General features: G+C 41.7%; 11 protein-coding genes. 3 read left to right on the top strand and 8 right to left on the bottom strand.

Translation table 11 applies throughout. The features are described 5' to 3' along the window. Positions 1 to 249: 249 nt before the first annotated feature. Together V7L07_RS26770 and V7L07_RS26765 are read right to left on the bottom strand one after the other, a co-directional pair. On the bottom strand, positions 250 to 984 hold the full coding sequence (locus V7L07_RS26770; protein ID WP_335061937.1) for an HAD family hydrolase: 735 nt from the start codon (positions 982 to 984) through the stop codon (positions 250 to 252). Between the two features lie 131 nt (positions 985 to 1115). Further along, positions 1116 to 2213: a 30S ribosomal protein S1 gene (locus V7L07_RS26765; RefSeq protein WP_335061935.1), complete on the bottom strand. Its 1098-nt coding sequence runs from the start codon at positions 2211 to 2213 to the stop codon at positions 1116 to 1118. 333 nt (positions 2214 to 2546) lie between these two features. Between V7L07_RS26765 and V7L07_RS26760 the strand changes: the two genes are divergently transcribed. Next, positions 2547 to 2792: a hypothetical protein gene (locus V7L07_RS26760; RefSeq protein ID WP_335061933.1), complete on the top strand. Its 246-nt coding sequence runs from the start codon at positions 2547 to 2549 to the stop codon at positions 2790 to 2792. A gap of 19 nt (positions 2793 to 2811) precedes the next feature. Here the strand turns inward: V7L07_RS26760 and V7L07_RS26755 are convergent, their stop codons facing one another. From V7L07_RS26755 to V7L07_RS26745, 3 genes are all read right to left on the bottom strand, one after another. Then, positions 2812 to 5514 carry a type I secretion system permease/ATPase gene (locus V7L07_RS26755; protein ID WP_335061932.1) on the bottom strand — a complete coding sequence of 901 codons (2703 nt, stop codon included), beginning with the start codon at positions 5512 to 5514 and terminating at the stop codon, positions 2812 to 2814. Next, the gene (locus V7L07_RS26750; RefSeq protein ID WP_179065537.1) at positions 5463 to 6245 is read right to left on the bottom strand and encodes a peptidylprolyl isomerase; all 783 of its coding nucleotides are present in this window, start codon (positions 6243 to 6245) and stop codon (positions 5463 to 5465) included. The genes V7L07_RS26755 and V7L07_RS26750 overlap by 52 nt, the downstream gene beginning before the upstream one ends. Positions 6246 to 6615: 370 nt before the next feature. Beyond that, the gene (locus tag V7L07_RS26745) at positions 6616 to 7413 is read right to left on the bottom strand and encodes a TIGR00297 family protein (RefSeq protein WP_335061930.1); all 798 of its coding nucleotides are present in this window, start codon (positions 7411 to 7413) and stop codon (positions 6616 to 6618) included. A gap of 223 nt (positions 7414 to 7636) precedes the next feature. On the opposite strand from V7L07_RS26745, the gene V7L07_RS26740 reads away from it, so the two are divergent. After that, complete coding sequence (locus V7L07_RS26740; RefSeq protein WP_335061928.1) at positions 7637 to 8068, top strand: VOC family protein; 432 nt, start codon at positions 7637 to 7639, stop codon at positions 8066 to 8068. A 56-nt stretch (positions 8069 to 8124) separates the two neighbouring features. Here the strand turns inward: V7L07_RS26740 and V7L07_RS26735 are convergent, their stop codons facing one another. Beyond that, entirely contained in the window at positions 8125 to 8760 is a 636-nt protein-coding gene (locus V7L07_RS26735) for an esterase/lipase family protein (protein WP_335061926.1), read from the bottom strand. A gap of 505 nt (positions 8761 to 9265) precedes the next feature. Here V7L07_RS26735 and V7L07_RS26730 point away from each other — a divergent pair. Next, positions 9266 to 9796: a hypothetical protein gene (locus tag V7L07_RS26730; RefSeq protein ID WP_335061924.1), complete on the top strand. Its 531-nt coding sequence runs from the start codon at positions 9266 to 9268 to the stop codon at positions 9794 to 9796. Between the two features lie 60 nt (positions 9797 to 9856). Here V7L07_RS26730 and V7L07_RS26725 read toward each other — a convergent pair whose 3' ends face one another. Together V7L07_RS26725 and V7L07_RS26720 are read right to left on the bottom strand one after the other, a co-directional pair. Continuing rightward, positions 9857 to 12166, bottom strand: coding sequence for a VIT domain-containing protein (locus V7L07_RS26725; protein ID WP_335061923.1), 2310 nt, complete (start codon positions 12164 to 12166; stop codon positions 9857 to 9859). 156 nt (positions 12167 to 12322) lie between these two features. Then, positions 12323 to 13387, bottom strand: a complete 1065-nt coding sequence (locus V7L07_RS26720; RefSeq protein ID WP_335061922.1) for a tetratricopeptide repeat protein — start codon at positions 13385 to 13387, stop codon at positions 12323 to 12325. Positions 13388 to 13396: the final 9 nt, after the last annotated feature.

The following is a 13396-nucleotide window of genomic DNA, read 5'->3' as shown; positions in this document are numbered from 1 at the left end:
CCGTCGCAGGCATCGCGATTTACAAGAAGTAGTCATGCAAAATTAAAAATACATTGTCATTGCGAGTGTAGCGTAGCGAAACGTAGCAATCGCAAATGTTTGGGATTGCTTCTCTACGAGACGCTCCGCGAACACTTCGTTTGCAATGACATAAAATGAGTAACGAAAAATTCAGTTTTTTGCTCCCCTCTCCGCATCAGAGAGGGGCTGGGGGAGAGGTCAAATAAGACTTGTCGAACTCACGTTAAATTAATCTTCTAAAATCTGGATTTCATCAAGTTGATTAATCACTACATCTGCACCTCGGACATTATCTGACTTACCTACCCAAGTGATACCAATACAACCTGCGGCTTTAGCATTACGCGCCATTTGCATATCACCAACTGAATCACCCACCATCAATGTAGCGTTCGGTTCAACTCCTAAAGCTTGACAAGCTTGCAAAAATAGCACTGGATCTGGTTTACTCGGCCCTTCATCTACGCCCATTTCCAACTGGATATAATCACTTAACTGGTGATTGGCTACAAAATTACGTACTTCTTCAGTTGTCGCAGCTGAGAGGATGCCAAGTTTTAAACCCCCTTCTTGTAGATATTTCAGCAAGTCTAAGCTACCCACAAACAATGGTGAAGCAGTTTGTCCAATGTACTTTTCCGCTTCATCTAAAGCTTGACGGGCTATTTTTAAGCACTCAAACCATCCTCTTCCAGTTTCGGCAATATATGCCGCAGCCGCAACTTCTGTTTCGCGGCGGCTTGCTACTGATATTAAGCCTGCGGGATCTAGAAAATTGCCATTGATACCAAATGCCATTAACAAGGGTTCCCCAGTTCCAGGGATTTGAGCATCTATTAACCTTGTTGCTTTTTGTGCGAGCGATCGCAAATACGTTTCTGAATCTTCTAGAGTACCGTTTTTATCAAACAAAATTGCCTGGATATTATCAAAAGTGATATTTCTACATTTAATGGTTGCCATAATATTTAACTTCTAACTACTGCCAATTCTTTATTTTTACTGATTCTCCACATAAAAAAAGAGGGGAAAACCCTCTTTATAAAATGATTTGATACTCTTACTTAAAAATAAGTAAAACTATAAAAAATCTATTACTCTTCAATAGCTGCTGGAATTTCCTCTTCAGTTTCCGTCGCTGCTGGAATTTCCTTTTCAATTTCCGCAACTACTGAATTTTCTTGTTCAAGTTCTGCTGCTGGTGGAATCTCTTCTTCAAGTTCCGCTGCTGGTGGAATATCTTCGTCTGCTACAACTTCCGCAGGTGCAGCCGGTGCAGCAGTAGCACCTTGCTGCTTGGCTAATAGCTGTTCACGATACTTAGCAGCCATTTCTTCTGCCTTATCGTAGACCAAATCCCGGTTCTTAATCATGTCGCCGGGTTCAGGTTCTAGTTGCTTGGTAGATAGGGAAATCCGACCCCTTTCTGCATCCAAGTCAATGATCATAACTTTCACTTCATCATTGACATTGAACACACTATGAGGTGTATCAATATGTTCGTGAGAAATCTCAGAAATATGTAGTAGACCACTGACGCCGCCAATGTCGATGAAAGCACCGTATGGCTTAATACCACGAACAGTACCAATTACTACTTCGCCGACTTCTAGGCGGTTCATCTTCCGCTCAACCAACGCCCGACGGTGAGATAGAACTAGGCGATTACGTTCTTCATCCACCTCTAGGAATTTCAACGGCAGATCCTCGCCGACCAATTCTTCTTTAGGTTTGCGGGTACTAATGTGGGAACCTGGGATAAAGCCACGTAATCCCTCAATCCGTACCAACGCTCCGCCGCGATTGGTTGCAAATACGCCAGAACGGACAGTAGCATCTTCTGCTTGCAGCTGTCGCACGCGCTCCCAAGCCCGCATATATTCAATACGGCGAATGGAAAGGGTTAATTGTCCATCTTCGTTTTCATCGGTAAGGATGAAAAATTCCCGCGTTTCGTTTGACTGTAATACTTCTTCCGGGCTATCCACCCGGTTAATAGACATTTCTTGTATAGGTATATATGCTGCGGTTTTAGCACCAATGTCAATCAGAGCGCCGCGCGGCTCTATACTGAAAACTGTTCCTGGGACAACATCGCCAGGGCTAAAATGATAATCGTATTTGTCAAGTAGAGCAGCGAAATCTTCGTGAGTGAATCCAATTTCTGTAGCGGTTAAATTCTGATTGACCATGCTGATTTGTTCCTGGTTCTAGTCTCCGTAAAGGTTGTGCGACAAGCGCGATGTGCTATGTAAGCACTTTTATGGCAGCTTACACAAAACATCCATTTTCATCCTAGCGCAGAAAAGCTAGTATTAACACATATCTACTCCCAAGATTGGAAATTATATCACAATATGAAAATGATTGGTTATTTACTTAGTAGTTAACGTGTGCCTTCCTTGGAGACTCACGTTAAATTAATGGAACAATGGGCGAGTTTGTAACCAAATTACAGCAGTTTTTATGTATTTGAACCACATCTCTCGTAAGGGCACAGCAATGCTCATTGGTGTCAACTTAACGTGAAAACTAGCCTAGTAAAAGCTTTTAGATATTGTCTCGTTTGTCTCGTTCCCAGTCTCCGACTGGGAATGCTCGTCATTGAGGCTCCGCCTCAACACTTGCGGCAGAGCCGCCAGTATCAGCATTCCCAGCCGGAGGCTGAAAACGAGGTTTTAAAGGAGTTTCAGCTTAATTTGACATCAATGAGCAATGCTGTGCCCCTACTGTGTGGTCTATTATTCAGCCATTCTTTAGATATCAAGTAGACATTAAACTAAAAGCTAGTTAAATGTTTGCTTGTTGACGTTGATATAATGACCAATACAAACCCTTTTGTTGCAACAACTGTGAGTGAGTACCACGTTCAGCAATCACACCTTGCTCTAATACCAAAATCAAATCAGCACGTTTGAGGGGGGCAAAGCGGTGAGCAATCAGGAACACGGTACGATTAGCGGAAATTTTTTGTAGGTTTTGCAGTACTTGTTGTTCAGTTTCACTATCCAAAGCGCTGGTAGCTTCATCTAAAACTAAAATCGGCGCTTGGGAAAGAAATAGTCTTGCTAGGGCAATACGTTGTCTCTGTCCACCAGATAAAGCAGTACCGCGTTCACCAACATTGGTTTCGTAACCGTAGGGTAATTGACTGATGAAGTCGTGTGCTACTGCTAGTCTTGCCGCTTCTACTACTTGTTCTGCGGTAATGTCGGGACTACCGAGAGTGATATTTTCCAAAATGGAACCGTTGAATAAAAAGTCTTCTTGAAGAACCACACTAACTTGTTGCCGCAGTGAGGCTAAGTCGGCACTTTTTATATCAAAACCATCAATGAGGATACGTCCTGATTCAATTTGATAGAGGCGTTGCAATAGTTTAGACAGGGTACTTTTTCCAGAACCACTGCGTCCGACAATGCCGACAAATTGCCCTGGTTCGGCATTGAAAGATATTCCCCGCAGAATTGCTTCAAAGTTTGGCCGGTAGCGAAAAAATACTTGCTCGAAGGTGATTTGTCCTTTCAGAGGTGGTAAAACTAGACCAGTTCCCAGTTCTGCTTCTGGGGAGACGTTGAGAATATCACCAATGCGATCTACAGAAAGTAGCACTTGTTGGAGGTTTTGCCACAACTGTACTAAACGCAAAAGTGGGCCTGTAACTCTCCCAGACAGCATTTGAAAAGCAACTAGCTGTCCGATTGTGAGCTTTTGTTCGATAACTAACTTAGCTCCAAACCAGAGAATCAGCATAGTAGACAAATTGGTAAGAAAGTCACCAATGTTGCTGCTGATATTGGAGGTGGTGGAGGCTTTAAAACCTGTGCGAATGAAGCGAGCAAATAAGCCTTCCCAGCGATCGCGGGCTACTGGTTCGGCTGCATGGGCTTTAACGGAGTGAATTCCAGTGATTGTCTCTACTAGAAACGATTGACTATCGGCAGAACGGTTAAAAGTTTCGTTGAGCCAGTTACGCAGAATAGGGGTTGAAACGATAGTTAATGTGGCAAATAGCGGCAGTACTGCTAAGGCGACAAAGGTGAGTGGGACGTTATAGTAAAACATCAATACCAGATACACCACAGTAAAAATGCTATCTAGAATTACTGTTAATGCTGTACCTGTGAGAAACTGACGAATTTGTTCGAGTTCCTGGACTCGTGCTACTGTGTCTCCGACGCGCCGCGACTCAAAATAAGCTAATGGCAGACGCATCAGATGGCGAAATAGCTGTGCTGATAAACTCAAATCCAGCCGACGAGCTGTATGGGTAAAGATGAATAGGCGTAGAATACCCAATATGGACTCAAATACAGCTACGCATAAAAGTGCGATCGCCATGACATCAAGAGTCGGCAAACTCCCCTGCACCATCACTTTATCAATGACGACTTGCGTGATTAGGGGTGTTGTTAACCCCAAAAGCTGCAAGGTAAAAGATGCCAACAATACTTCTACGAGTAAGCCCTTATACTTCCAAACTGCTGGGGTGAACCAATTAAGGTTAAACTTTTCTTGCCGAGATACGAGTTCTACTTGCCATAATTGTCCATCCCAAGAGGCTTCAACTATGGACTGTGGCAAGCTTTCACAAGTTCTTTCGGGATTGAGAGGATTAGCGATAATTAAGCGATCGCCCTTAACTCCATAAGCCACCACCCAAGATGGACTCTGGGGTGAGTCAGAACTCCACAGCAGTAAAGCTGGAAATGACAACTGCCGCAACTCGCCCCAACTCACTTGTAACCGCCGCAACACTAACCCTAATTTTTCTGCTGCTTCCACAACCTGTTTTGGGCGTTGTCCTCTGAGTTGGCGCTGCACCCATTCCAGTTGCACAGAATTTTCTAACTGTTGCGCCACCATTGTTAAACACGCCGCAGCAGTATTCCAACTAGCAACAAAGGGATAATTTGCAACGATCTGATTGGCGGCTGGGAGTCCTTTTTGGGGTTGGAGGCTGTGGGGGCTGGAAGTTCCGTCTGAGGTTGATATTACTGAAGGGGTGGAAGAGAAGGAAAATGTCTCCCTTTCTCCTTCTGTTTGTACTGGTAATGCTTGCCAAAACTCTTGAATTTGTGGGTGAGAAAATTCTGTCCAAAGTGCAGTATCCCAACAAATTACTATCACTTCTTTACTAGCAGCTACAGCTTTAAAATCCGCAGACAGCTTTTGTAAGTCGCCAAACCAATCCCCTGCATCTAGGGCAGCTATTGGTTTGCCAATGCCCTCTTCTCGCAAGCGGACTTTTCCAGCCACAATTAAGAATTGATAACCACCGACATCATTTGACCAGATTTTTTCCCCAAGACGATACTGGCGGGTTTGGGATTCATTTTCTAATTGGGATTTTTGTTCGGGAGTCAGCCAGCATAGCGGTGGCTGATTCCAAGGCAAAGAAGCTAGAACTTTTAATCGTAAAGATTCATTATCCAGAATTTTTAACTCACTTGTAACTTGACTGTCAGTTTTTGAATTTTCTCTGCTAGCCATTTTTCAAATAACTCATTTTGTAGTACTTGCTGTAGTTGAGTATCTTCTAAAGACGCTGGCAGAAATTGTTCTACTCGAAACAAACCAAAAGGTCCTTCTCCTTGGGGAGAGTCTTTGCCAACGATTTCTATTGGGCCTACCAATTGTCCTGGACTAGCGACATCAATAGCTGCGCGTAATATATCCGGCATACTGCCTCGGCTGACGATTCCCATCATGCCGTTTACAATTCGGTCATCTGAAAGTGAATACTCTTTGGCTAGTTGCTCAAAACTACCTCCTTCTTCAATTTGGGTATGGAGTTCATCTGCCAATTCTCGATTATTGACAACAATCCGAGAAAGTACTACCCGATCCAAAAAAATTTTGCGCTCAATGAAATATTCTTGGATTTTTGTTTGGGTTACTACAGCTTTGAGCTTTTCTAACTTGTACCCAAAAGTAACCGATGTGTGAAATGTAGCGTAATCTGTGTTATTGATCTTTAACCATTCTTGAAAACTTTCGGGATCAGTCAGTTGATTTTTCAGCCTAAAGTCAATAATTGACTGTTCAGTTATTGCTGTGCCAATTTCAATATCGTTTCGTGTTCTGATTTCTTCCTCAATTACGTACTGGCGGAGAATATCCCCAATGAACTGTCCCAACTTTCCAGAGGCTTGCAGGTACTTTACTGCTTCCTCAACAGAAATTATTTGGTCATTAATTGTCAAAAATGATGAAGATTCCATGAACTAATTATGTGAAAATGGTTAAACACTTATAGGACTTTTAATTTAAATCATATAGAAATCATCTGGTTGTTGATGGATAAATATGATAAAGATTCCATGAACTAATTACATCTAAATGGTCAAAAAATTATATAACTAGTGAATAATATAATTTCTCTTGATCTCTTTTACAGTCTGGTGGGGACAAAACAGGATTGAACTGGGGACTGGGGATTGGAGATTGGAGATTGGGGATTGGGGATTGGGGAAGAAGTAAGGGAGCAGGAAGCAGGAAGCAGGGAGAAGAATTTTCCCCTCAGCGAGAGCAGCACCCTGCCCCTCTACCTCTTTTCAATGCCCAATGCCCCAGCTAGTTATTTTCACTGATTTACTTAATGAAATTTATCCATGTCAAGGTAAGTAGCACAGAGGCGATCGCACCGATTAATGTATTAAAAATATTTACCACTTCATTGGTCAGCCAAGTATACTTAGATTGCAATGTTGCACCAATCACACTTTCTAGGTTGGTAGCAATAAATGCTGCTAATACACACCAAGCGACTCCTAATAGATCAATTAAACCAACTCCCCAACCGATAAATGCGATCGCAACAGAAGCCACAATCCCAGCTAAAGTTCCCTCCAAACTTACCGCTCCTTCTGTACCCCGTGGCACTGGTTGGAGTGTGGTAATGAGAAAGGTACTTTTACCATAAGCTTTACCAACTTCACTAGCAGTAGTATCAGCCAGCTTGGTACTGAAACTTGCTACATAAGCTAACAATAATAGGGATTGGGGATTGGGTACTAGGGATTGGGGACTAGCTACAAAGAATCCCGAATTTATTATCCCTACTCCCAAAGCACAGAGCGCGCCAGTTAAAGCCGAACCCCAAACATTTTCTGGACCTCTTGCCCCAGAACGCTTTTCGGCAATTCCTTCTGCCTCTTTCTGTGCCATACCGATGCGGGTAACGCCAGAACCAACCAGAAAATAGAACATTACTACTGCATATCCTTGCCAGCCTAGAGTTACCCAAATTAAGATAGCCAAGAACCAGGCATGAAATAATCCAGCAGGGGTAAGTAGTTTTTTCGGAGAAATCCAAGCTAAACCCAATAAAAGTGTGTTTAACACTACTGCTACCAACCAGGGATTTACAGAATCAATTGAGGGTGACATCAGCAATTAATTATGAGTAATTTTTCTGAATATCAACAGAATAGCGAATTTATGATACTTAGTGCTTAATTTCTGAAACCTCTCCAGCTAAAGTAATATGTTTGTATTATTCACTAAATAGCGTAGGCATTGCGCCGAAAGCTGATTTTTAAATTGACCACAATCAAGACTTAACAGCATAAATTGTAGATAGCATCAACCACTACTTTTTTCCACACAAGTTATGAGTCAAACTTTATTCCATCTAGCTTTCCCTGTGACTGATATTGCCCAAACGAAAGCATATTACGTAGATGGCTTGGGCTGCATTCCTGGCCGTGAAAACCGCCATGCTCTAATTCTCAATCTCTACGGACATCAATTAGTCGCTCACGTCACTAAAGAACCTTTGATACCGCAATCCACTATCTATCCCAGACACTTTGGGCTAATTTTTACCCAAGAAGGTGACTGGCAAGACTTACTAGAAAGGGCACAACAACAACAGCTATTTTTTCGCGAAGAAACGAAAAATCGCTTTGTTGGTTCTCCTCTTGAGCATCGTACTTTCTTTTTAGAAGATCCTTTTTATAACCTCATGGAGTTTAAGTACTATAGTCACCCAGAGGCGATTTTTGGAAGTTACGAATATACGCAAATTGGGGATAGGGCTTAAGAATTAAAAATTAAGAATTAAAAATTAAAGAGATGCAAGTGCAACAAGTATCCTGCCTACTGACTGGATTTTTTATTTAGCAAGGGTAGCTTGATAGGCTCTGCTAAGGTTGCTGTGACTACTGCTAAACTTCTGGAGTCTGTCAGCATCCAAGGGTGTAGAGCAACTGGTACTATTACTTCGCGTCCTAAGGACATTTGTGAACTATTTGCTGGGACAATCATCAAATCATAAGGTGTCCAGATAGACGTAAAATCTAGCTGCCCCAATATTACAGAATCAGAATTTAAATCCTTGAGAAAAATGCTGTCGGGGCGCATTTGTACGCAACCAGGACGCCGGGAACCATAAGCAACAACAGTTCCATAATGGGGTGAAGAGATGGTAAGAAATCTCTGCACACGGTTAAGTCCTCCTAGTCGCTGGATATAGTAACGGCTAACAATTCCTCCCATGCTGAAGCCTACTAAATCTAGGCATTGTTCTGGTGCAAAGGTAGCTGTAACATAATCAACTACTTGCTTTGCCAACTCATCAAGACCCACATCACCATTATTAGGAACTAGATTCAGGCTATAGACAGACCAACCACGTTCTATGAGGTATGCCCTCATTTTATTAAAAACTGCCTCTGTGTCGTCAATACCATGTATTAATAAAACGGGATTGCGTTGTTGATTTTCAATATTCATTTACAAAATCTAGCTGAATTAAGGGGATATATTTTACCTTTGTCGGTACATACTGCTCTACAAACTGAAGCTATTGCTTTTCGGATTCTTTAAAAGATATTTTTGCAAAACTGAAATGCTTCCACAAAGAGAGTTTGTATAAAATTTAACTAATCAATCTTGCCATCTGCCAATAGGCTATCACTGGTTGAGAGTAAACTGCTTGCTTAACTTCAATTAGGTATTTACCAAACAAAGAAATGTTAATTCTTGTAAAGCTTGCTTTCAGAATCTTGCTCTTAGTTACAGTAAAATTTAATAATTAGTTCTTGGTGTATGTAGGTTGCAAAATGCTTGCAATAGAACATTTGCCCTGTGATTTTACTACAATGTTAATTAAGCACAAGCCTATAAAGGTTGTCACCAGAACGAGGTGACGCAAAGTAGAAAATGTAATATTTTGTCGTAATTTTTAACAATTACGGTAGAGTTCCCAATATAAAAGGTAAAAGCAGGAGTAATTGTAATGGATTTTATCAAAAAGTTAATTTCGGGTATTCAAGGTTTTCTTGGCGGTATTTTGGGTTTCATTACCGGACTGTTACCAGGGAAGAAGAAAAGCAATGGCTACTTCTTAGAATTGGACGAAGCCAAAGATGCTGTTAAAGAGGTCGCATCGAATGCGAAGAAAGTAGCAGATACAGTTTCATCGAATGCTAAGAAGGTAACGGCAACAATTACATCAGAAGCAGCAACTTCATCCAAGCCAGATTCATTAAACGGAACAAAAACCGCTGCGGCTAAGGCAAAATCGGCTAAAAATTCTAAAGCAGCTGATGTTCAACTAGTTCAGACTGCTGAGGGTCTTAAAGTTGAACCCGCTAAAAATGGAAAAGCCGCAGCAGCCAAAGTCATTAAAGAGCAGCCAACTGAAACCACCTTTGCACCAAAATATCTTGCTCCTTCGACAACAAGCTCTAATGGTCGTCGTCGTCCAGGGGCGAATATGAGTGCTTATCTAGAACTGGCACGTCAGATTAAAACCCCTAAGAATTAATTAATTTGTAGAGACGCGAAATTGCATTTCGTGCCGCAATACTAACGCGCCTCTACAAAATTAAATGTGAAGATGTAAGGTTAAGATAACTTTGCCAGTTGTAGATGGGGAAACTCTCCAAAGTAGGAGCGATCGCTTAATTTTCTCCACTACAACTGCATCTTTTAGGTTAGAGGCTTCCTCGTCTAACATTACCTGTTCTACCCGACCTTTGTTGACGGTGAACTCAAAGACGATTTCACCATCGAAGCCGGAAGGAAAGTTTAGTTGTTGAAGGTGTTGGGTTAGGTTAGCAATTTCTGTTTCATCCAAGCCAGTAACACTGATGACCTCTAACTGATGGTTGATGGCTGCGTCTGATATTTCATCTTGTTCTATCTCCTCTAAATCAAAGCTCAAAGATATCTCGACTTCTTTAGGTACTGGGGATGGTGGCGATCGCCTTTTGTAGAGCAAATCGGGAGCTTCTGCTAAAGTTGGTGCTGACAATTTCATTTGAGGCGCAAAACCACCAGCCGGAGCATTGCCAAACACTCCTTGATAACTAACTGCTTCAGGCATTTCCACTGGCACTTGCATAGACAAGTATTCGCTTCCTGGTTCAACCCGCACGTCATCGCTGACAGCCACAAAAGCGGTGTATTGAGAAAGCAGTTGATAATTTAAGGCTGTTTCTGTAACTGCTTCTACACCAGCTTTGGTTTCAAAACTCACCATTTGATTCATCAAGTCTTTGATACGAGCGCGTCCCCACAACTGCGCTACAGCAACATTTCCTGTTTCCTCAAATCTGAGGTGAAACGTTTTTTCATAGTGCTTACCACCCGCAGCAATGCCGGAGATTTGCAGATTACCACTAACTTTGTCCTGTTTGCGACCAAATAAAACTAATGGTTGTTCGCTGAATAAATCAGGCGCTACCTTTGGGTAAATCACAGGTGATTCTGTGTCACCTTGCCAAGAGATTTGAATATTCGTAAGTACAGGATTGTTAATTTGCCTATAAAACTTTTCGGCAACTTCTTCTGTGGGTTCATCATGACGAATAATTGTAGATATTCCCCGGCCAATTTCGGCGATGCGATTCAGTAAAAAACGGTTAACTGAACTACCAGCACCAAAACTGTAAAGGCGATTTGCTGGTTGTAGGTGCTGTTGTACCTCTGCTAAAATCTCATTTTCGTTACCGATGTAGCCATCGGTTAAGAGTACAACACTGCGTAATCTTCCGACTGGTGTGGGGAAATTTATCGCTGTACGAATGCCACTGAGCATTTCTGTGCTGCCATCAGCTTGTAAATTGTTAATGTAAGCGATCGCCTTAGCACGATTTTCTGCTGTATTCGGCAGAGGTTTTGGCGATAACTGCCTAACTCTATCGGAAAAATCGATAATTGTGAAAGTATCGTTGGGATTTAACCCATTGATAAATCGCCGCATTAACTCTTGACACTTTTGCAACGGATCGCCAGATTGAGAACCAGAAGTATCTACCAAAAATACAACATCTTTGGGGACAATCTCATCAGTGGAATATTCCAAAGCTGGAATCAAATATATTGCAAAATGTCCGCCGCGATCGTCGGCTTGGGTTAATACTGTAGATTGAGTTTCTTTGCCAGAAACTTGATAGCGGAGAATTAAATCTTTGTTGGGAATTGTATCTTCTCCAGCTAATTGAATTCGCACAATTTGACCTAAGTGTTCAATTTTTAATTGATGTGAAGGAGAACGCACTTGAGAAATTGGTAAACCTGCATCAATTTCGACTGTGACATTAATATTGTGACGCGTTCGCGTTCCTTCTAAGACTATAGGCGGTGTAATGCGCGAAGCATCAGGAACTTGGTCTGTGTCACCGCTACCATCTATGGGCGTTCCCGGAATATATCTTGGCCCCACCACCATCGGGAAAACAAATTCGTAATTTCCCGCCTCAAATTTTAAGCTTTCGGTGTAACGAATTGTGACATCAATTTGTTCACCAGGTTTGATGTTAGCAAGAGACTGGGTAAAGATGTTGTCTCGTTCCTGTTCTAGAAGTCCAGCGGTGCGTCCTTCTTGTTTTGCCTTTTCGTAGATGGCTACAGCTTCTTCACGTTTTTTAATATTACCTTTGATGGTGCGATCGCCTATTTTGATTTCCATGTCATCCACCGCGGCTTCATCGGGTAACGGAAAGACATACACCGCTTCTAAAGGCTGCGTAAAGGGATTTTCAAAGCTTTGGATGACCTCAACTCGTGATAAGTTACCTGCAATTTTTGCTATAACTTCTGTGTGTTTTAGGGGAAACACTAGCTGTTGTCTTTCAGGGGATTGGACGTATAAACCCCCTAGCTGTTGGTTTTTAGCACTTACTGTATTCATCAGTTTGATACAACACTCCTATTCGATTGGTAAACTTATAAGACTTTAGTTGATTTGAAAATTTTGATTTTGGCTTGAATAATTCAAAATCAAAAAATGTCTGCTCGGTCAATCAATCTAAAATCCAAAATCCAAAATCTAAAATTTAATTAGGAATTATTTAACAAATACCAGTCCACTATATAAATGAAAAGCTGAATCCCAATTACTCTGCTCCCGACGAAACAGATCAATGTGAGGCTTGATATGACTCAGCATTTCTGTTTGATCTAATGTTGTATCTGCAAAAGATGTGAAATCTGACCAGATTTTGACTTGAGGTAGTTGCTGGTTAATCCAACTAGACAAATGATTCCAATTAATTCTGATTGTATTTTGGCCAGCTTGGGGAATGATTTCTAAACCTTGCTGGAATTCATAGCCGTTATCATAAAATCGGAGAATGCAACGTCTACCAGGTATGTGTAAATCACAAAACTGAGCATAGTCTTGTGTTTGAGTTTTCCATTCGAGTTTATGGTAGGGATCAACATCTACAACTTGCTCAAAAATAGGCAAAAGTCCTACTACTCTGGCTGTGACTTCTGACCAGTTAAAGGTGAGAGAACCGAGTTGATTTGTGTCATTACGGCAAACAATAGTAGCTTGTGGGCTAGATTCTTGGAAATGTTTGACTTGATAAACTTGAATTTGCTGAATTTGAGCTATTGTTGCCCAAAAGCAAGGAATACCAGCTTGCTGTAACTGTTTTCCATAAAATTTTAGTTCTCCAATTTGACCAGTGCGGTATAACCTCCAGCCACGACTTGGCAGTAATAGCCTTGCAGTGTAGGGGTCTAGCTGCATAATCTGGGCGAATTTTCGAGAGGCTTCTGTTTTCAGTTCGTTACTAAGTGGCTCTAATACTAGTACGCCAAGTTCGGTGTTATTCGGCTCAGATTTTGCTTGAGAAATGGCTCTTTGTCTTTCTTCTAGTTCCATTTCTTGTAGTCGTTGCAAACCTTGACGTGCTAGCGCCACTATTTTGGTATTTGTCGTATCTCGTAGCAGTTGCCGATAAATTTTTTCTGCATTCTGACGCTTTCCAGATACTTCATGCAGCCGACCAAGATAAAATTGTACCCAAGGATTGTCTGGTGATTCTTTTTGCAGCTGTTTGAGTAATTTAGCCGCTGTTTGATAGTCTTTATGCTCAAAGGCGATCGCAACTTGCTCAATCATCACTTTAAA

Origin of the sequence: Nostoc sp. (genome assembly GCF_036916985.1) — a bacterium.
Taxonomy (GTDB): domain Bacteria; phylum Cyanobacteriota; class Cyanobacteriia; order Cyanobacteriales; family Nostocaceae; genus Nostoc.
This window is presented reverse-complemented; position numbering and strand designations above follow the sequence as displayed.

What these genes read in the sequence shown, in the direction of transcription:
- V7L07_RS26725 (WP_335061923.1), bottom strand. Translation starts at nt 12,166, where the DNA reads ATGAATACAGTAAGTGCTAAAAACCAACAGCTAGGGGGTTTATACGTC.
- V7L07_RS26730 (WP_335061924.1), top strand. Translation starts at nt 9,266, where the DNA reads ATGGATTTTATCAAAAAGTTAATTTCGGGTATTCAAGGTTTTCTTGGC.
- V7L07_RS26765 (WP_335061935.1), bottom strand. Translation starts at nt 2,213, where the DNA reads ATGGTCAATCAGAATTTAACCGCTACAGAAATTGGATTCACTCACGAA.
- V7L07_RS26745 (WP_335061930.1), bottom strand. Translation starts at nt 7,413, where the DNA reads ATGTCACCCTCAATTGATTCTGTAAATCCCTGGTTGGTAGCAGTAGTG.
- V7L07_RS26750 (WP_179065537.1), bottom strand. Translation starts at nt 6,245, where the DNA reads ATGGAATCTTCATCATTTTTGACAATTAATGACCAAATAATTTCTGTT.
- V7L07_RS26720 (WP_335061922.1), bottom strand. Translation starts at nt 13,387, where the DNA reads ATGATTGAGCAAGTTGCGATCGCCTTTGAGCATAAAGACTATCAAACA.
- V7L07_RS26755 (WP_335061932.1), bottom strand. Translation starts at nt 5,514, where the DNA reads ATGGCTAGCAGAGAAAATTCAAAAACTGACAGTCAAGTTACAAGTGAG.
- V7L07_RS26770 (WP_335061937.1), bottom strand. Translation starts at nt 984, where the DNA reads ATGGCAACCATTAAATGTAGAAATATCACTTTTGATAATATCCAGGCA.
- V7L07_RS26735 (WP_335061926.1), bottom strand. Translation starts at nt 8,760, where the DNA reads ATGAATATTGAAAATCAACAACGCAATCCCGTTTTATTAATACATGGT.
- V7L07_RS26740 (WP_335061928.1), top strand. Translation starts at nt 7,637, where the DNA reads ATGAGTCAAACTTTATTCCATCTAGCTTTCCCTGTGACTGATATTGCC.